The 18,570-nt window shown below is 75.9% G+C and carries 16 protein-coding genes and 1 riboswitch; of the genes, 8 read left to right on the top strand and 8 right to left on the bottom strand.

Annotation, left to right across the window (positions count from 1 at the left end; all coding sequences use genetic code 11):
- Positions 1–163 precede the first annotated feature (163 nt).
- On the top strand, positions 164–1,285 hold the full coding sequence (locus EDF32_RS01110) for an aquaporin (protein ID WP_123306702.1): 1,122 nt from the start codon (positions 164–166) through the stop codon (positions 1,283–1,285).
- A 101-nt stretch (positions 1,286–1,386) separates the two neighbouring features.
- Here the strand turns inward: EDF32_RS01110 and EDF32_RS01105 are convergent, their stop codons facing one another.
- Positions 1,387–1,755, bottom strand: coding sequence for a DUF3017 domain-containing protein (locus EDF32_RS01105; RefSeq protein WP_148061544.1), 369 nt, complete (start codon positions 1,753–1,755; stop codon positions 1,387–1,389).
- A 32-nt stretch (positions 1,756–1,787) separates the two neighbouring features.
- Between EDF32_RS01105 and EDF32_RS01100 the strand changes: the two genes are divergently transcribed.
- Positions 1,788–3,071, top strand: a complete 1,284-nt coding sequence (locus tag EDF32_RS01100; RefSeq protein ID WP_123306700.1) for an NAD(P)/FAD-dependent oxidoreductase — start codon at positions 1,788–1,790, stop codon at positions 3,069–3,071.
- Positions 3,072–3,147: 76 nt separating this feature from the next.
- Here EDF32_RS01100 and purH read toward each other — a convergent pair whose 3' ends face one another.
- Positions 3,148–4,788, bottom strand: coding sequence for a bifunctional phosphoribosylaminoimidazolecarboxamide formyltransferase/IMP cyclohydrolase (gene purH / locus EDF32_RS01095; protein ID WP_123306699.1), 1,641 nt, complete (start codon positions 4,786–4,788; stop codon positions 3,148–3,150).
- Between the two features lie 59 nt (positions 4,789–4,847).
- Positions 4,848–4,937: riboswitch (ZMP/ZTP riboswitch) on the bottom strand.
- Between the two features lie 16 nt (positions 4,938–4,953).
- Positions 4,954–5,637: a phosphoribosylglycinamide formyltransferase gene (gene purN, locus EDF32_RS01090; RefSeq protein ID WP_123306698.1), complete on the bottom strand. Its 684-nt coding sequence runs from the start codon at positions 5,635–5,637 to the stop codon at positions 4,954–4,956.
- A gap of 84 nt (positions 5,638–5,721) precedes the next feature.
- Here purN and EDF32_RS01085 point away from each other — a divergent pair, with 84 nt between their 5' ends.
- Entirely contained in the window at positions 5,722–6,162 is a 441-nt protein-coding gene (locus EDF32_RS01085) for a hypothetical protein (RefSeq protein WP_123306697.1), read from the top strand.
- 11 nt (positions 6,163–6,173) lie between these two features.
- Here EDF32_RS01085 and EDF32_RS01080 read toward each other — a convergent pair whose 3' ends face one another.
- The 3 genes from EDF32_RS01080 to sucC all read right to left on the bottom strand — a co-directional run bounded on the left by EDF32_RS01080 (position 6,174) and on the right by sucC (position 9,748).
- Complete coding sequence (locus EDF32_RS01080; protein ID WP_123306696.1) at positions 6,174–7,472, bottom strand: DUF6350 family protein; 1,299 nt, start codon at positions 7,470–7,472, stop codon at positions 6,174–6,176.
- 181 nt (positions 7,473–7,653) lie between these two features.
- Positions 7,654–8,541, bottom strand: a complete 888-nt coding sequence (gene sucD / locus EDF32_RS01075) for a succinate--CoA ligase subunit alpha (RefSeq protein WP_123306695.1) — start codon at positions 8,539–8,541, stop codon at positions 7,654–7,656.
- 34 nt (positions 8,542–8,575) lie between these two features.
- The gene (gene sucC, locus EDF32_RS01070) at positions 8,576–9,748 is read right to left on the bottom strand and encodes an ADP-forming succinate--CoA ligase subunit beta (protein ID WP_123306694.1); all 1,173 of its coding nucleotides are present in this window, start codon (positions 9,746–9,748) and stop codon (positions 8,576–8,578) included.
- Positions 9,749–9,919: 171 nt separating this feature from the next.
- Here sucC and EDF32_RS01065 point away from each other — a divergent pair, with 171 nt between their 5' ends.
- The 3 genes from EDF32_RS01065 (at position 9,920) to EDF32_RS01055 (ending at position 12,201) form a co-directional block, all read left to right on the top strand.
- Complete coding sequence (locus tag EDF32_RS01065; RefSeq protein ID WP_148061543.1) at positions 9,920–11,305, top strand: chloride channel protein; 1,386 nt, start codon at positions 9,920–9,922, stop codon at positions 11,303–11,305.
- Positions 11,306–11,386: 81 nt separating this feature from the next.
- A complete protein-coding gene (locus EDF32_RS01060; protein WP_123306692.1) occupies positions 11,387–11,620 on the top strand; it encodes an RNA polymerase subunit sigma-70 in 234 nt (77 codons plus the stop codon).
- The gene (locus EDF32_RS01055) at positions 11,620–12,201 is read left to right on the top strand and encodes a Clp protease N-terminal domain-containing protein (protein ID WP_123306691.1); all 582 of its coding nucleotides are present in this window, start codon (positions 11,620–11,622) and stop codon (positions 12,199–12,201) included. Before EDF32_RS01060 ends, EDF32_RS01055 begins: the two co-directional genes overlap by 1 nt.
- A gap of 33 nt (positions 12,202–12,234) precedes the next feature.
- On the opposite strand, the gene pcrA is transcribed toward EDF32_RS01055, so the two are convergent.
- On the bottom strand, positions 12,235–14,802 hold the full coding sequence (gene pcrA, locus EDF32_RS01050; RefSeq protein WP_123306690.1) for a DNA helicase PcrA: 2,568 nt from the start codon (positions 14,800–14,802) through the stop codon (positions 12,235–12,237).
- Between the two features lie 69 nt (positions 14,803–14,871).
- Between pcrA and EDF32_RS01045 the strand changes: the two genes are divergently transcribed.
- Together EDF32_RS01045 and EDF32_RS01040 are read left to right on the top strand one after the other, a co-directional pair.
- Positions 14,872–16,473, top strand: a complete 1,602-nt coding sequence (locus EDF32_RS01045; protein ID WP_123306689.1) for a DUF389 domain-containing protein — start codon at positions 14,872–14,874, stop codon at positions 16,471–16,473.
- A gap of 33 nt (positions 16,474–16,506) precedes the next feature.
- On the top strand, positions 16,507–17,136 hold the full coding sequence (locus tag EDF32_RS01040; RefSeq protein WP_123306688.1) for a GNAT family N-acetyltransferase: 630 nt from the start codon (positions 16,507–16,509) through the stop codon (positions 17,134–17,136).
- Positions 17,137–17,143: 7 nt separating this feature from the next.
- On the opposite strand, the gene EDF32_RS01035 is transcribed toward EDF32_RS01040, so the two are convergent.
- Positions 17,144–18,535: an aldehyde dehydrogenase gene (locus EDF32_RS01035; RefSeq protein WP_123306687.1), complete on the bottom strand. Its 1,392-nt coding sequence runs from the start codon at positions 18,533–18,535 to the stop codon at positions 17,144–17,146.
- Positions 18,536–18,570 lie beyond the last annotated feature (35 nt).

The following is an 18,570-nucleotide window of genomic DNA, read 5'->3' as shown; positions in this document are numbered from 1 at the left end:
GATACTTTCCGCGTACCTGTGAACTCCGTGGGAATTCCCCGGAATGTCCGAGGATCCCGGGTGAAGAGATGGCAGTATGCGCCTGAAGGGAACGCAGCCGCTGCCCGTGCGGCCCCGACGGCGTACGCCGCGGCTGCCCACAGACGACTCAGACAGGAACCTCATGGCTCAGGAATTCGCGGCGCCCTCGTCGCCCGCGACACCCGCACCCGTCACAGCCTCTGCGACCCCCGCCCCGGTCGGGGTCGAGGACGCCGTCGAGGTCAAGGAGCACTCGCTCCTGGCCCGCACCGGCGCCGAGCTCTTCGGCACCTTCTTCCTCGTCCTCGCGATCTGCGGCGTGGCGCTGTACTCCGTCGGCGGCCTCGGCCCCGGCGTGCTCGGCGTCGCGCTCGCCGGCGGCATCGCGGTGCTCGCGAGCATCGCCGCCGTCGGCCACGTCTCGGGCGGCCACTTCAACCCGGCCGTGACCCTCGGTGCCGCCATCGCCGGCCGCACGTCCTGGATCAACGTCCCGCTGTACTGGATCGCGCAGGTGATCGGCGGCGTGCTGGCCACGCTCGTGCTCTACGCGACGATCCCGGCCGCCGCGCTCCCCGTGCTGCAGCAGAGCCAGCTCATCAAGGAGGCGTCGAAGAGCGCCCTCATGGGCGGCGTCGCGAACGGCTACGGCGAGCACTCGCCGCTCGCCGCCTCGACCAACGGGGCCTTCTCCTTCGAGCTGGTCGCCGCGCTGCTCATCGAGGTCGTCGTGACCGCCGTCTTCGTCGGCATCATCCTCGCCGTCACCGACAAGCGCGTGAACTCGCGCCTGGCGCCGGTGGCGATCGGCCTGACCCTGTTCGCCGGGATCCTCATCGCCGCGCCGTTCACGAACGCGTCGCTCAACCCCGCGCGCTCGACGGCGGCCGCGGTCTTCGCCGGCGACTGGGCCGTGTCCCAGCTGTGGCTCTTCTGGGTCGCCCCGCTGCTGGGTGGCGCGATCGCCGCGCTGTTCTACCGCGTCTTCACCTGGAAGTCCCCCGTCCAGGACGACCTGCTCGGTGAGGACGCCTACGTCCTGCCCGGCGGCGAGACCGTCGAGGCCCCGGCCGGCGCTGCCCGGTCCGTCGCCCCGGCCGCCGCTGCCGCGCCCGCCGCTGCCGCACCGGTCGAGCCGACCGCACCGGTCGAGCCGACCCCGGCCGCCGCACCCGTCGAGCCCGCCGTCGGCCAGGAGACGCCGGTGACGGACGTGGCCCCGGAGGGCGACACGCCTGCCGAGGGCGACGCCCCGAAGGCCTGATCCCCGACCGCACGTCCACGGAGCCCGGTGCACCTCGGCGCACCGGGCTCCGTCGTGCCCGCCCCCGGGCGCGAGGCGCCCAGGCGCCGGGCGGGAGCGGCTCAGGCGTCGGGCGCGATGATCGCGAGGAAGACGAGCACGGCGGCGGCGGACAGGTGCAGGACGACGTCGACCGTGCGCGTGCGTACCGTGATCCCCTCCGGCCCGGGCTCCGGCAGGACGGCGCGTGCCAGGCCCGCGGCGACCAGCGTCGCGGCGAGCGTCATGACGCCGACGGTCACGTCCAGGAGCACCGCCAGGAGCGTCGCGAGGGCCACGCCCGCGATCACGGACCACATCGCCGGGGCGCTGGTGCGCACCACGCGGACGGGGGGCGCGGGCTGCGCCGACGGCTCGGGCGTCCCCGCGGCACGAGCCGTCACGGGCCCCTCGGCAGGCCCGTCGTCGGGGGCGCCCGCTGCTGTGCTCACCGGTCGAGGGTACCGCCGGATAGCGTGACGCCATGCGTCCGCCCGAACCCCCCGCACCCCGGTCCGTGGTCGTCGTCGGCGCCGGTCTCGCCGCCGCCCGGACGGCCGCCGCGCTGCGCGCCCACGGCTTCGACGGGCCCCTGACCGTCCTCGGTGACGAGGGCGTCCCCCCGTACGACCGGCCGCCGCTGTCCAAGGAGCTGCTCACCCGCGGCTCGCCCGCCTGGGTGTCGGACGAGATCGGCGTCGACGTCGCGGCGCTCGCCGACGCCCGCCTCGACGACCCGGCGACCGACGTCCGCGTCGGTGACGACGACGTCGCCGTCACCACCCGCTCGGGGGCCCACCTCCGCGCCGACGCCCTCGTGCTGGCCACGGGCGCCCGGCCCGTGCGCCCGGCGGGCTGGGGCTCTGCGCTGACGCTGCACACCGCCGCCGACGCCGACCGCCTGCGGGCCGCGCTGAGGCCCGGCGCGCGCCTCGTCGTCGTCGGAGCCGGCTGGGTCGGGGCGGAGGTGGCCGGTGTCGCGGCGGGCGCCGGGGTCGACGTCACCGTGCTCGAGGCGGGGCCCGCGCCCCTCGCCCGCCAGCTCGGACCGGCCGTCGGCCGCCACCTCGCTCCCTGGTACGCACGGGCGGGCGTCACGCTGCGCACGGACGCGGCCGTCGCCGGCGTCGACGACCGAGGGTGCGTGCTCGCGGGCGGCGAGCGGCTCGACGCCGACGTCGTCCTCGCCGCGGTGGGCGCGCGGCCCGCCACGCACCTGCTCGGCACGGCCGGCGGCAGCACGGCAGGCGTGGCCCTCGATGCCCGGGGCGGTGTCGTCGTCGACGGCACCGGGCGCGCGGGACCGCGCGTGTGGGCGGTCGGCGACTGCGCGACGCGTCGCCACCCGGTGCTCGGCGAGGTCCCGGGCGGGCACTGGTCCGCGGCGCTGCACGACCCGGACGCCACCGCCCGGGCGATGCTCGGGCTCGAGGCGCCGGCGCCGCGCGCGCCGTACGTCTTCTCCCGCCAGCTCGGCCACGACCTCGCGCTCCTCGGCCTGCCCGACGAGCGGTGCGAGGTCCACCTGCGCGGCAGGCCGGAGGACGAGGGCGCCTGGGCGGCGCTCTACGTCGAGCCGCCGACCGCCGGGGCGTCCCCGGCACGGGACGGGGACGGCAGGACGGCGCGGCTGCGCGCCGTCCTGCTGGTGGACGGCCCGCGGGAGGTCGGCGGGGTCCGCCGGCTGATGGACCGCCCGGTCCCGCTCGACGTCGACCTCGCACGGGCGTGCGACCCGGCGTGGCGCTGGCGCGACGTCGTCGCCTGACCCTCCGCCGAGACGTCGAAATTGGCCCCTGGTTCGTCGAGACCAGGGGCCAATTTCGACGTCTCGGCGGGATCCGTCAGTGGGCGAAGTGCCGCGTCCCGGTGAGGTAGAGCGTCACGCCGGCAGCCTTCGCCGCCTCGATCACCTCGGCGTCGCGCACCGAGCCGCCCGGCTGGACGACGGCGCGCACCCCGGCGTCGAGCAGCACCTGCAGCCCGTCCGCGAACGGGAAGAAGGCGTCCGACGCCGCCACGGCGCCCCGGGCGCGCTCCGCGTCGCCCGCGAGGGTGTTGGCGCGCTCCACGGCCAGCCGGCACGAGTCGACCCGGTTGACCTGCCCCATGCCGACGCCGACCGCGGCGCCGCCCGAGGCGAGCAGGATCGCGTTGGACTTCGCCGCGCGCACCGCGCGCCAGGCGAACACGAGGTCGGCGAGGGTCCCGGCGTCCGCGGCGTCGCCGGTGGCGAGCGTCCACGCGCCCGGGTCGTCGCCGTCCGCGTCGATCCGGTCGGCCTCCTGGACGAGCAGGCCGCCGCTGACCGGGCGCGTCTCCACGGCCGCCGTCGGCCCGCCCTCGACGACGAGCAGGCGGATGTTCTTCTTCTGCGTCAGCACCTCGAGCGCCTCGGGCTCGAACTCCGGCGCCACGACCACCTCGGTGAAGACGTCCGCGATCTGGCGGGCCGCGGCGGCCGTCACCGGCGCGTTCGTCGCGATGACCCCGCCGTAGGCGGAGACGGGGTCGCACGCGTGGGCCTTGGCGTGCGCGTCGGCCACGTCGTCCCCGACCGCGATGCCGCACGGGTTCGCGTGCTTGATGATCGCGACCGCGGTGCCGGCGTGGTCGTAGGCCGCGCGCCACGCGGCGTCCGCGTCGACGTAGTTGTTGTAGCTCATCGCCTTGCCGTGCAGCTGGGTCGCCTGGGCGAGGCCCGTCGCACCGTCGGTGCGCCGGTAGAGCGCCGCCCGCTGGTGCGGGTTCTCGCCGTAGCGCAGCACGTCGGCCCGCTCGTAGGCCGCGCCCGTGACGTCGGGCATCCCGGAGACGACGGCGTCCTCGTCCGGCGCGTACGCGCTCGCGAACCACGCGGACACCGCGACGTCGTACTGCGCGGTGTGCGCGAACGCCGCGGCGGCCAGGCGCTTGCGGCGGGCGAGGGTGAAGCCGCCCTCGCGGACCGCGGCGGCGACGTCGTCGTACCGGGCGGGGTCGACGACGACCGCGACGCTCGGGTGGTTCTTCGCGGCGGCCCGCACCATCGAGGGGCCGCCGATGTCGATCTGCTCGACGACCTCGTCCGGCCCCGCGCCCGAGGCCACCGTGGCGGCGAACGGGTAGAGGTTGACCACGACGAGCTCGAAGGCCTCGATGCCGAGGTCGGCGAGCTGGGCGAGGTGGTCGGGCTTGCGGGTGTCGGCGAGGATCCCGGCGTGCACGCGCGGGTGCAGCGTCTTGACGCGGCCCTCGAGGCACTCGGGGAAGCCGGTGAGCTCCTCGACGCGCGTGACGGGGACGCCGGCCTCGGCGACCCGGGCCGCGGTCGAGCCGGTGGAGACGAGCTCGACGCCGGCCGCGTGCAGCGCCGTGGCGAGCTCGACCAGGCCCGTCTTGTCGTAGACGGACAGCAGGGCGCGGCGGACGGGACGCCGGGCGCCGCCGGCAGGGTCGGCGGCTTCCGGGACGGCGGACGGACCGGCGGTGGGGGCGGCGGACATGAGGCTCCTGTCGGACGGCGGGGGTCGGCTCCCGGGTCGGGGCACCGACTCGTTGCTTGCCCAGGCGCCCAGGCGGGCGGCGCGCATCACAGGGACTACCGGCCGCTCCCCGGTGGTCGATCCCACCTTCGCCAGTCACGGCCGCCGCCAGTCTAGCGGTAGGCCTCAGGGCCGCCCGATCCTCGCGCGTGCGCCGTCGACCGTCAGGCCCTCCCGGGCGACGCGGCCCACCGTCTCGACGAGCAGCGAGCGCTCGGCGACCTTGATCCGCTCGTGCAGCGCGGTCTCGTCGTCGCCGTCCTCCACGGCGACCGCCGCCTGCGCGAGGATCGGGCCGGTGTCGACGCCGGTGTCCACGACGTGCACGGTGCAGCCCGTGACCCGCACCCCGTGCGCGAGCGCGTCGCGGACGCCGTGCGCCCCCGGGAACGAGGGCAGGAGCGCCGGGTGGGTGTTGACGATGCGCCCGGCCCACCGGTCCACCACCGTCGGCGAGAGGATCCGCATGAAGCCGGCGAGGACGACCAGGTCGGGCCGGAAGACCGCGATCGCCTCCGCCACGCCGGCGTTCCAGGCGTCCCGGTCCGCGAAGTCCCGCGGGGCGACGATGACGCTCGCGACGCCGGCGCCCCGGGCGAGGTCGAGCGCGCCCGCGTCCGCACGGTCCGTCACGACGCCGACGACGCGGGCGCCGTAGCCGGGGGCGTCGTGCGCGGCGAGCAGCGCCGCGAGGTTGCTCCCTGCGCCGGAGACGAGGACGACGACGCGGGCCGCGCCGCCTGCGGGACCGGTCGGGCCGCCCGTCGGGCAGCCGACGACGTCGACGGGGTGGCCGGTGGGCGTCTGCACGCGCGCGCTCCAGGTTCGTGGACAATGAGGCGGCACCAGAGTCCCACACCCCTGGCCGGACGACCGAGAGGATCCCGAGCCCCGATGAGCACCCCCTCCGGCGACGGCGCCGCGGCACGCGCCGCGTCCCGGTCGGTGATCAGGTTCGGGCTGGCGATGCTGGTCGCGGTGGTCACCACCGCGCTGCCGCTGCCGTGGGCGGTGCTGGGGCTCGCGGCGCTCGCGTGGGCGTTCGTCGCCGGGTTCCGGGCGCTCGGCCGGGCACGCCGGGCGCGTGGGGCGGGGACGCGCGCGGGGACGCGGGCGCTGGTGCCCGCCGTCGTCGTCGGCCTCGTGCTGACCGCGCTCGTCACGCTCCAGACGCTGACGACGTTCGCGGTGTGGGACGTCCAGGTCGCCTACCAGGACTGCACCGCCGCGGCGGTCACCGTCCAGGCGCACGACGCGTGCGCCTCGGGCCGCGAGTCCGGGATCGAGGAGCAGGTCACGCGCCTCCTGCCCCGCCCGGTCCCCGCGGACGGCTGAGCCGCCGCCCTTCAGCGCTCGTCGAGAGGAAGCCCTGGGTCGCGCCGCTGCGCCACGAGCGCCCGCAGCCACCCTGCCCCGAGGACCACCAGCACGCCTGCCCCGATCTCCGCGGCGACCACGGGCGCGGCGACCGGCGCACGCGCCCCCGTCACCTGCATCGCGCCCGGACCGACGGCCCCGCTCGCGAGGGTCAGCAGGACCCACGCCACGGCGAGGACGACGACGACGGTGGTCGCCAGGAGCACGAGCGCGTCCCGCCACGAGCCCTCGCGGTACGCGTCGCGCCGCACCCCGCGCCACGCGTACCAGCCCGCGACGATGCCGCACAGCACGACGAGGGCCGGGGCCCAGAGGTCCGCGTGGGTCCCGCTCGGCGCACCGGGCAGGCCGCCGAGCAGCGGCACGGACGGCAGCGGCCCGAGCTCGCGCGCCCCGGGGGCGAACGTCGACCCTGCCCCGACGCTGAACCCCGGGCCCGCGAGCCAGGCGAGGCCCCACAGCACGAGGTCCGGCACGACGAGCAGCTGGCCCACGCCCAGCACGAGGCCGCCCAGCGTCCCGGGCGAGAGCGCCTCGACCACGTCCGCGGACGTCGAGCGTCCGACCACCGCCCAGAAGGCGACCGTCACCGCTGCGAGCGCGAGCGCCAGGGCGAGCCCGACGACGGCGGTGCGCGCCCCGAGCCGTACGGCCGGCGGGACGAGCCGCCGGGCGCGCGGGAGGTCGTCGAGCGTCGGCGCCCCGGGGCGTGCGAGCAGGCCGCCCCCCACCGCGACCGCGCCGAGCAGGCCGCCCCCGACGGCGGCGAGGAGCACCCCGGTGCCGGACACCGCGCCCGCGGCGGCCCCCACCCCGGCGACCGCCCCCGCGTAGGTGGCCGCACCGGCGCCCCACGCCGCGAGCGACGCGTGCGCCGCGCGGCGGGCCGACGCGTACCCGGCGACGAGGAAGAGCGCGGTCAGGCCGAGCGGGACGAGCGTGATCGTGGCGCCGGAGACCTGCCACGGGGCGCCGTGCCCGAGGACCCACAGGCCGCCGGCGACGGAGACGGCGCTCCCCCACCCGTCGTCGGTCGCGTCGGCGGAGCCGAGCACGGCGACGACGGCGGGCAGGACGACGAGCGCGTACGTCAGGACGAGCGCCTGGAGCGCGGCGAGCACGCCGGAGAGCGCCTGCCGCAGCCGCAGCCCGCCGCGCGGTACCGGTGCCGGGCGGTCGTCGAGGGTGCGCCGCGGTGCTCTCGTGGACGGCGTGCGCGTGGACGGCGTGCGCGTGGACGGCGTGCGCGTGGACGGCGGGGTGGTCACCCGATCATGCTGCCCCACGGCGGCCGGGCGCCGGACCAGGCGGTCCGGCGCGCCCCGGACCCGGCGCACCGGGGAGCCGCCCGAGGAGCCGCCCTGCGGACGACGACGGCGCCCGTCCCCAGGTCGGGGACGGGCGCCGTCGTGCGGGAGACCGGGCGGGCGAGCCGTCCGGCCTCCGGGGTCAGGAGAGGATCTCGCGCATGAGCGCGGCGGTCTCGGACGGCGTCTTGCCGACCTTGACCCCGGCGGCCTCGAGCGCCTCCTTCTTCGCCTGGGCGGTGCCCGAGGAACCGGAGACGATGGCGCCGGCGTGGCCCATCGTCTTGCCCTCGGGCGCCGTGAAGCCGGCGACGTAGCCGACGACCGGCTTGGTCACGTGCTCCTTGATGTAGGCCGCCGCACGCTCCTCGGCGTCGCCGCCGATCTCGCCGATCATGACGATCGCCTCGGTGTCGGGGTCCGCCTCGAACGCCGCGAGGGCGTCGATGTGCGTCGTGCCGATGACCGGGTCGCCGCCGATGCCCACGGCCGTGGAGAAGCCGAAGTCCTTGAGCTCGTACATCATCTGGTAGGTCAGCGTGCCCGACTTCGACACGAGACCGACCTTGCCCGGGCCGGTGATGTCGGCCGGGATGATGCCGACGTTCGACTTCCCGGGGCTGATGATGCCCGGGCAGTTCGGGCCGACCAGCCGCACGCCCTTGCGCTCGGCGAGCGTGTAGAACTCGGCCGAGTCCTTGACCGGGACGCCCTCGGTGATGATGACGACCAGCGGCATGCCGGCCTCGATCGCCTCGACCACGGCGGCGCGGGTGAAGGCCGGCGGGACGAAGATCACGGAGACGTTCGCACCCGTGGTGGCCATCGCGTCGGCGACGGAGCCGAAGACCGGGACGTCCACGGTGCCCTCGCCCTGCGGGAAGGTCACCGAGGTGCCGGCCTTGCGCGGGTTGACGCCGCCGACGACGGCGGTGCCCGACGCGAGCATGCGCGTCGTGTGCTTCTGGCCCTCGGATCCGGTCATGCCCTGGACGATGACCTTGGAGTCCTCGTTGATGAAGATTGCCATGTCTGTGTCAGTTCTCTCTCGGTGTCGGCGGGGCTCAGGCGGCTGCGGCGGCAGCCTGCGCTGCGGCGTCCGCGCCACCGTCCATGGTCACGGCGAGCGTGACCAGCGGGTGGTCCGCCTCGGTCAGGATGCGGCGTCCCTCGACGACGTTGTTGCCGTCCAGGCGCACGACGAGCGGCTTGTTCGCCTCCGCGCCGAGGATCTCGAGGGCCTGCACGATGCCGTTCGCGACGGCGTCGCACGCGGTGATCCCGCCGAACACGTTGACGAAGACGGACTTGACCTGCGGGTCGTTGAGGATGACGTCGAGCCCCGCCGCCATGACGGAGGCGGACGCGCCGCCGCCGATGTCCAGGAAGTTCGCGGGCTTGACCCCGCCGTGCTGCTCGCCCGCGTAGGCGACGACGTCGAGGGTGCTCATGACGAGCCCGGCCCCGTTGCCGATGATCCCGACCTCGCCGTCGAGCTTGACGTAGTTGAGGTCGTTCTCCTTGGCCTTCGCCTCCAGCGGGTCGGCCGCGGCCTTGTCCTCGAGCGCGTCGTGCTCCGCGTGGCGGAACCCGGCGTTCTCGTCGAGGGTCACCTTGCCGTCGAGGGCGACGATCGCACCGTCCTCGGTGCGCACGAGGGGGTTGACCTCGACCAGCGTCGCGTCCTCCTCGAGGTAGACGGTCCACAGCTTCTGGATCGCGGCGGCGACGTCGCCCCGGACGTCGTCGGCGAACCCGGCGGCCGTGACGATCTCGTCGGCCTTGGCGGCGTCGATGCCCACCAGGGGGTCGACCTCGACCTTGGCGAGCGCCTCGGGGCGCTCGACGGCGAGCTGCTCGATCTCCATGCCGCCCTCGACGGAGCACATCGCGAGGTAGGACCGGTTGGCCCGGTCGAGGAGCACCGAGAAGTAGTACTCCTCGGCGATCCGGGCACCGGCCGCGATCATCACGCGGTGCACCGTGTGCCCCTTGATGTCCATGCCGAGGATCTCCTCCGCCTTCGCGGCGGCCTCCTCCGGCGAACGGGCGAGCTTGACGCCGCCCGCCTTGCCGCGCCCGCCGGTCTTCACCTGGGCCTTGACGACGACGGTGCCGCCGCCGAGCTCCTCTGCGCCTGCGCGGGCCTCCTCCGGCGTGGTCGCGACCACGCCTCCCAGCACGGGCACGCCGTGCTTCTCGAAGATGTCGCGCGCCTGGTATTCGAACAGGTCCACCCCGCTGCGTCCTTCCGGTTGACTGGCATACGCCGTCTTCTCACGGCAGCCCGACATATCTCGATGTCGAGACAAGTTGGTACCAGGGTAGACCTCCGCGCGACCGACCCTCTCCTCGGGGCGCCTGCCGCCCGCCGGGCGTCCGGCGGGCGCTGTGGTTCACTCGTGCGCGTGAGCGCCGAACCGACCAAGCCCGCCGGACCGACCAAGCCCGCCGGACCGAGCAGGCCCGCCGGACCGACCGGGACCGTGCGCGCCCCGCTGAGCCGGGAGGACACCGTCCTGCTGCTGTACGCGCTGCTCGTCGGCGTCCTGGCCGCGCTGGGCGCGACGGTCTACTCCTCGCTCCTGCACGGCGCCGAGCACCTCGTCTGGGACGCCGCCCCGGAGGCGTTCGGCGCCGACGACGCGCCGTGGTGGTGGGTGCTCGCGGTCCTGGCGGTCGGCGCCGTCGCCGTCTGGGGCGCGAAGACGCTGCCCGGGCACGGCGGTCACCACCCGCTGGACGGCCTGGCGTTCGACATCACCCCGCGCATGCTGGCGTCCACGCTGCTCGCCGCGTTCGCGACCCTCGTCTGCGGCGCCGTCGTCGGCCCCGAAGCACCCCTGCTCGCGATCGGGACGAGCGTCGGCTTCTGGTTGCTGCGCCCGGCGGGCGGCGAGCGCGCCCGGATCCTCGTGATCTCCGGCGCCGCCGCAGCCCTCGGCGTGGTCATGGGCAACCCACTGGTCACGGGACTCCTGGTGCTCGAGGCCTCGATCCTCCGGCCCGGGCCCGGGGCCAGACCCCGGCGCCCCCTGGTCCAGCTGGTGCCCGTCCTGTCCGCGCTCGGCGCGGGCTACCTCGTGCACGTCGGCGTGGCGGACTGGCCCGGGGTCAGCGTGCCGAACCTCACGGCGGGCGACCTCGGGCCCTACCCGAGCGTCAGCGTCGCGGACCTCCTCACGGGCGTCGTCGTCGCGGTCGCGGCGGCGGGGCTCGTGGTCCTCGGGACGCGGACCGGCGAGCGCCTGCGCCGGGTGGCGGACCGCTCCCCGCTGCCGACCATCGTGCTGGCGGGCGTCGGGGTCGGCGTGCTCGCGCTCGTCTCCCGCGCGATCACCGGCGCCGACGTGGACATGGTCCTGTTCTCCGGCCAGACCACCCTCGCGGGGCTCACGGGCGTGGGTGCCGGCTCGATCGTCGTGATCGCCGTGGCGAAGGCCCTCGCGTACGCCCTGAGCATGGGCGGCGGGTTCCGCGGCGGGGCGATCTTCCCCGCCGTGTTCCTCGGCATGGCGGCGGGCGTGGCCGGTGCTGCGCTCGTCCCCGGCGCGACCGTCCCGGGGCTCGCGGCCTGCGGGATCGCCGCGGGCGCCGCGGCGACCCTCGGCATGCCGCTGACCTCGGTGCTGCTCGCGGTGCTCCTGACGATCGGGTCGGGGCCCGCGGTGACGGTCACGGCGATCCTCGGCGCGGTCCTCGGCCTCCTGGTCAAGCTGTGGCTGGACGCCCGCCGCGACGGGGTCCTGCCCGACCTGCCGGGCGTCGACGAGGCCCCGGCGACGCGGGAGTAGGCGGGACGGGAGCAGGCGGGGCGGACGACAGGATGTCAATCGGAGTTGACACTGAGCGGATGTCAACGTAGTTTGACACCCATGACCGCACCGCACGACGACACCCCGCCCCCGGTCCACGACGCCACGAGCGCCGACCCCGCGGTCGGCCTGCGCGCCGTGCGCTCCCTGCACGAGCTCGCCGACCGCCTGGAGCTGCTCCAGGTCCGCCGCGCCCGGGCGCTCGGCTGGTCGTGGCAGGACCTCGCCACGGTCCTCGGCGTCAGCCGCCAGGCGGTCCACAAGAAGTACGCCCGGACCACCGAGGAGCCCTGATGTTCGAACGATTCAGCCGCGAGGCCCGCACCGCCGTCGTCGCCGCCCAGACCGATGCCCGCGCAGCCGGCCGGCCCCGGATCGACGCCGCGGGGCTGCTCGCCGCGGCGCTGCGCACCGACCCTGCCACCGCGGCCGCCCTGCGCGCCGCCGGGGTCGACACCGACCGCCTCGCCACGGCGCCCGGCGACCCGTCGCCCGGCCCGGACGCCGGGCCGGCCTCGTCCGGCGCGCTCGACGCGCAGGCCCTCGCGTCCGTGGGGATCGACCTGGACGCCGTGCGCCGCGAGGCGGACGCGCTGTTCGGGCCCGGGGCGCTCGACCGCCCGGCGGGGACCTCGCGCGGCGCGCGCGGCGGGCACGTCCCGTTCGAGAAGGACGCCAAGAAGATGCTCGAGCTCGCGCTGCGCGAGGCCGTGCGGCGCCACGAGCGGACGATCGAGACCCGCCACCTCGTGCTCGCCGCGCTGCGGGACACGCAGGGCTCGGCGCACGCCGCCCTGACCGGTGCCATGGCCCCGGGGGCCGACGTCGAGACCGTGCGCGCCGCGCTCGACCGGACGGGCGGCCTCGCCGCATAGCGGGTCGCCCGGTCGGTCGAGGTGCCGGGCCCGTCAGAGCTTGGTGACCGGCGAGAAGCGCAGCAGGAGACGCTTGGTGCCGTCGACCCCGAAGTCGATCTTCGCCACGGCGTTCTGCCCGGCGCCCTCGACGCCGACGACCGTCCCGAGCCCGTAGGCGTCGTGCGTGACTCGGTCACCGACCGCCAGCGACGGGATGGCGCCGTCCGCCCGCGGTGCCGCCGAGCCGAACGAGGGCGATCCCCCGCGACCCGCAGCAGCGGCCCGCTGGCGCGCCACCTGGTCGATCTCGCGCCGGGAGTACCCGCCCGACGACGATCCCCCGCCGCCCGCGGCCCGGGCGCCGGACCCGGTGCCCGAGCGCCAGCCGCCGGACCCGGCGAACCCGCCGGGCCCGCGCAGCGCCGACATGCTCGACTCGCGGCGGCGCCAGTCCCACAGCTCCTCGGGGATCTCGTCGAGGAACCGGCTCGGCGGGAACTCGTTCGGCGTCCCCCACGCGGAGCGCACCGCCGAGCGCGAGATGTACAGGCGCTCGCGCGCCCGGGTGATCCCGACGTAGGCGAGCCGCCGCTCCTCGGACAGCTCGGCGTCGTCGTGCAGGGAGCGCATGTGCGGGAACGTGCCGTCCTCCATGCCGGTGAGGAAGACGACCGGGAACTCCAGGCCCTTGGCGGTGTGCAGGGTCATCAGGGTGACCACGCCGGGCTCGACGCGCGGCGGGCCGTCCTGCCCGTCGTCGCCCGCGTCGTCGGACGACGGGATCTGGTCGGCGTCCGCGACGAGGGAGACCCGCTCCAGGAAGTCCGCCAGGTCCGCCTCGGGCTCCAGCTCGGTGAACTCCGCGGCGACGGCGTGCAGCTCGGCGAGGTTCTCCACGCGCGACGCGTCCTGCGGGTCGTCGCTCGCGCGGAGCTCGGCCAGGTATCCCGTCCGGTCCAGGACCTCGCCGAGGATCTCCGCCGGTGCGGCGCCCGACGCCGCGAGCTCCCCGAGCCCCCGCACCAGGTCCCGGAACGCGCGCAGCGGGTTGAGCGTGCGCGCGGTGATCCCGCCGATCTCGTCGCACCGCTCGACGGCCGCGCCGAAGGAGATGCGCTCGCGGTCGGCGAACGCGGCCACGACGGCCTCCGCCCGGTCCCCGAGGCCGCGCTTGGGGACGTTGAGCACCCGACGCACGTTGACGTCGTCGTCCGGGTTCGCGATCGCGCGCAGGTAGGCGACCGCGTCCTTGACCTCGCGACGCTCGTAGAAGCGCGTGCCGCCGACCACCTTGTACGGCAGTCCGACGCGGATCAGCACCTCCTCCAGCGCCCGCGACTGGGCGTTCGTGCGGTAGAACACCGCGACGTCGCCCGGGCGGACGCCCTCGGCGTCGCCGAGGCGGTCGATCTCCTGGGCGACGAACCGCGCCTCCTCGTGCTCGTTGTCGGCGACGTAGCCGACGATCTGCGTCCCGGCCCCCGAGTCCGTCCACAGGCGCTTGGGCTTGCGGTCGGCGTTGCGGGAGATGACGGCGTTCGCGGCCGTGAGGATCGTCTGCGTCGAGCGGTAGTTCTGCTCGAGGAGGATCGTGCGGGCGTCGGGGTAGTCCTGCTCGAACTCCAGGATGTTGCGGATCGTGGCGCCGCGGAACGCGTAGATCGACTGGTCCGCGTCGCCGACGACGGTCAGCTCCGCCGGCGGCACCGGCTCGTCCGCCGTGCCCGTGAGCTCGCGGACCAGGACGTACTGCGCGTGGTTGGTGTCCTGGTACTCGTCGACCAGGATGTGGCGGAACCTGCGGCGATAGTGCTCCGCGACCGCGGGGAACTCCTGCAGCAGGCGCACCGTCGTCATGATGATGTCGTCGAAGTCGAGCGCGTGCGCCTGGCCGAGCCGCTGCTGGTAGCGCGTGTAGACGTCCGAGAGCACCTGGTCGTAGGCGTTCGGCGCCGCGTCCGAGGACGCCCCGGACTCGCGCGCGTACGCCTGGGGCCCGACCAGCTCGTTCTTCAGGTCGGAGATCTTGTTCGACAGCGAGCGAGCGGGGTACTTCTTCACGTCGAGGTCGAGCTCGCGGCAGACCATCGTGATCAGCCGCTGAGAGTCCGCCGCGTCGTAGATCGAGAAGCTCGAGCGCAGGCCCAGGGTCTTGGCCTCGCGGCGCAGGATCCGCACGCACGCGGAGTGGAAGGTCGAGACCCACATGTTCCGGGCGGCCGGCCCCACGAGCGCCTGGACGCGCTCGCGCATCTCCGCCGCCGCCTTGTTCGTGAACGTGATCGCCAGGATCTCCCCGACCCGGGACCGGCGGGTCGCGAGCAGGTACCCGATGCGGTGCGTCAGCACCCGGGTCTTGCCCGAGCCCGCGCCCGCCACGATGAGCAGCGGGCCGCCGCCGTGCTCGACGGCCTCGCGCTGCTGCGGGTTGAGCCCCTCCACGAGCGCCGCGGGATCGAGATGGTCGAACGGCCCGCGGCGCGGTGCGTCGTCGTCCTGCGCCCAGCCGGGCACCTCGGCGTCCGGGACGCCCTCGGTCGACCTGCCGGACTGGATCGCGGGCAGCCGGGCGAGGTCGTCCAGGCCGGGCAGCGGGAGGTTCTCGAAGAGCGATGTCATAGCCCTCCCAGGGTAGGCGTCGCCGCCCACACCGCGGCACCCGCCGACGTCCCGCGATAGGTTCGCGACGTGCAGCAGCCGGCAGCGCTCGAGGGTCGCCTCACCGCGACCACGGTCAAGGGCGCGGCGCTGGTCGCCGTCGGCTCCTGCGTCGTGCTGATGCCCCGGATCAGCCTGCCCGTCGTCGCCGTGCTGGTCGGGACGGTGGTGGCGGCCTCCGGGGCCGTGGACCTGTGGTCGGCCCTGCGTCGCCGCGTCGGGCACCGCCTCGCGCACCGCGCGCTGCGCCGGGTGCTCCTCGCCGCGCGCGGCGTGGCCTCGCTCGCCGCGGCCGCCTACCTCGTCGTCAGCGCCCGCGAGGCCGTCACCTTCCTCGTGCTCGGGCTCGGCGTCTACCTCGCCGCCCACGGTCTCGTGGGCGTCGTCGCCGCCCTCGCCGACCGGGACGGGCGCGCCCCGCGGCTCCTGAGCGGCACCGTCTCGCTCGCGCTCGGCGCCGCGGCGACGATCGACCCGGGCCTCGTCTCCGAGGGTCTCGTGCTCGCCGCGGCGACGGCGACCGTCCTCGTCGGCGTCCTCGTCCTCGCCTACGGGCTGCGCCATCCCGCGGTCGCGGGTGCGCCCGGGGACCCCGGCGGGAGCGCCGCGTCCCCCACCCTCGGCGAGCTGCTGTGGGCCTGGGTGCGGGACGTCGAGCTGGGTCCCGCGCGTCGCGTCGAGCTCGTCGACGCCCTGTACACCGAGCCGCCGGACCGGACCGCGAAGATCGTCGGCTGGTGGGTCATGCTCGTCCTGAGCGTGTGCATCGCGACCTTCGCCGTGCTGCAGGACTCGACCGCGGTCGTCATCGGCGCGATGCTCGTCGCGCCGCTCATGGTGCCGATCCTCGGCCTCGCGGCGGCGCTCGTGAACGGGTGGGTGCGCCGGGCCGTGGCCTCGACGGCGATGATCGTCGCCGGCGTGGCCGCCGCCGTGGCGCTGGCCGCGGCGATCGCCGCCTGGGCCCCTGCCGTCGTGGCGTTCGACACGAACGACCAGATCACCAGCCGCACCGACCCGACCCTCCTGGACCTGCTCATCGCGCTCGCGGCGGGCGCGGCCGGCGCCTACGCGACCCTGGACCGCCGCGTCGCCTCCGGGCTCGGCGGCGTCGCGATCGCCGTCGCCCTGGTGCCGCCGCTCGCGGTCGTCGGGATCGCCGTGCAGGGCGGCCGCACCGACGACGCCTGGGGCGCGTTCCTGCTGTTCCTCACCAACTTCGTGGCGATCGTGCTCGCTGCGTCGCTCGTCTTCGTGCTCGGCGGCTTCACGCGCCCGGACCCCTCCCCCGCGCAGCTGCGCCGGGTCGCGACGACGCTGGCACCCTTCGTCGCGCTGGCCCTCGTCGTCTTCCTGCCCCTGCTCCTGACGACGCAGGGCCAGCTCGCGCTCTCCGGCGAGCAGCGCGCCGCCGAGCAGGCCGTCGAGGACTGGCTCGGGCCCGACGCCGCGCTGCAGGTGGTGGACGTGGCCGTCGACGCGGGCACGGTCGAGGTCGACCTCGTCGGGCCGGGGACGCCGCCCCCGGCAGACGCGCTGGGCCGGGCGCTGTCCGACGCCGTCGGGCGCCCGGTCGGCGTCACGCTCGCGGTGACACCGGTCGAGGTGACGCACGTCGCGCCGCCCGGCTGACCTGCGGCGACGCGCCTGGGTATCGTGACCGCCATGACCCCCGCGGCCGCCTTCCCGGCAGACCCGACGCCCCCGAGGTTCGCGACCCCCGTGACCCTGACCGGCCGGCTCGTCGAGCTCGTCCCCCTGCACCGTGACCACCACGACGGGCTGGTCGCCGCCACCCGCGACGGCGACGTGTCGCGCCTGTGGTTCACCAGCGCACCCTCCCCCGAGGGCATGGCCGCGGAGATCGACCGGCGCACGGAGGAGCGGGACGCGGGACGGATGAACCCCTTCACCGTCGTCTCGCGCGCCACGGGCGAGATCGCCGGGATGACCACCTTCTGCCACCTCGACGACCCGAACCGCCGGGCCGAGGTCGGCTACACGTGGCTGCGGGCGGGCGTGCGCCGCACCGGCGTGAACACCGAGGCCAAGCGGCTCCTCCTCGGGCACGCCTTCGACACCCTCGACGCGATCGCCGTCGAGCTGCGCACCCACTGGCACAACCGCGCCTCGCGGGCCGCGATCGAACGGCTCGGCGCGCGCCAGGACGGCGTGCTGCGCAGCCACCAGATCATGCCCGACGGCTCGCTGCGCGACACGGTCGTCTACTCGATCGTGGCGGCCGAGTGGCCGGCGGTCCGCAACGGGCTCGAGGCGGCGCTCGCCCGCGGCTGATCCGCCGTCAGCCCGCGAGGCCCGGCAGGCCCTCGAGGTGCACGGCCTTGCGGACCGTGAGCTCGTCGAGCAGCTCCGGGCCGAACCCGGCGCCGCGGCCCGAGCCGCGCCGCGGGTCCGCGGAGCCGCCGGGCGCGCCCCCGAACACCGCGTTGACCTTGACCGTGCCGACGTCCAGGACGTCCGCGGCCCGCAGCGCGTGGTCGAGCCGCGGGGTGAGGACGGTCGCCGAGAGGCCGTAGGCCGACTCGGACGCGCGGCGCAGCGCGTCGTCGAAGTCGGCCACCCGTACCACCGGCGCGACCGGGCCGAAGGTCTCCTCGGTGAGGAGCTCGGCGTCGTCCGGGCAGCCGTCGAGGACCGTCGGGGCGAACCAGGTGCCCGGGCGGTCCGGGCGGGAGCCGCCGGCGACCACGCGCGCGCCCGCCGCCACGGCCGCGTCCACGTGCCGGACGACGACCGCGAGCTGCGCCTCGTCGACCAGCGGCCCGACCTCCGTGGCGGGGTCGGCCGGGTCGCCGACGACGAGCCGCCGGGCGATCCGTGCCAGCTCCTCGACGAGGGCGTCGGCGACCTCCGGGACGGCGTAGACCCGCTCGACGGCCGTGCACAGCTGCCCGGCGTTGGTGAACGCCCCCGTCGCGATCTGCTGCGCCGCCCACGCCGGGTCGACGCCCGCGTCCACGACGACCGGGTCCTTGCCCCCGTTCTCCAGCAGAAGGTGCGCGCCGCGCGCGCCGGCGACCGCGGCGATGCGCCGGCCCGCGGCCGTCGAGCCCACGTGCGCGACCGCGGCCACGCGCGGGTCACCGACCAGCGCCTCGCCGACGGCGCCGTCCCCGCTGAGCACCTCCAGGACGCCGTCGGGCAAGGCGCCCGCGACCAGCCGCGCCATCCGCACCCCCGGGGCGTCGCTGCGCTCGGAGGGCTTGTGCACCACGACGTTGCCCGTGACGAGGGCGGCGGCGAGCAGGCCCGCCGCCGCGGGGTAAGGGTCGTTCCACGGGGTGATCACGGCGACGACGCCCCGGGGCTCGCGGCGCACCACGTCCAGCGCGGCGCCGTCCCCGGCGAGCACCCGGCCGGCGCGTCCCAGCCCGGTGACGGCGGCCTCCTCGAGCAGGTCGGCGGCGACCTCCGCGGACGCCACCGCCTCCCCCCGCAGCCGGCCCGTGGTCGCGCAGAGCAGCTCGCCGAGCTCCTCGGCCGCGTCGCGCACGCCGCGCGCGGCGGCGCGCAGGAGCGCGGCCCGCTCCGCCGGCGCGGTGGCGCGCCACGCCGGTGCGGCCGCGGCGGCGCGCCCCACGGCGGCGGCGACCTCCGCCGGGGTGGCGGCGCGAGCGCCGTCGGCGTCGAGGGCGCTGCGGGCGTCGAGGGCACGGGGTGCGGTGGTGGTCATGCGAAAACCTCCAGGGCGTGACGGAGAAGTGAATT

Source organism: Cellulomonas sp. PhB143 (assembly GCF_003752595.1).
Classification (GTDB): Bacteria; Actinomycetota; Actinomycetes; order Actinomycetales; family Cellulomonadaceae; genus Paraoerskovia.
Note: the sequence above shows the minus strand (reverse complement) of the source record. Positions and strands in the feature narration are given on the sequence as shown.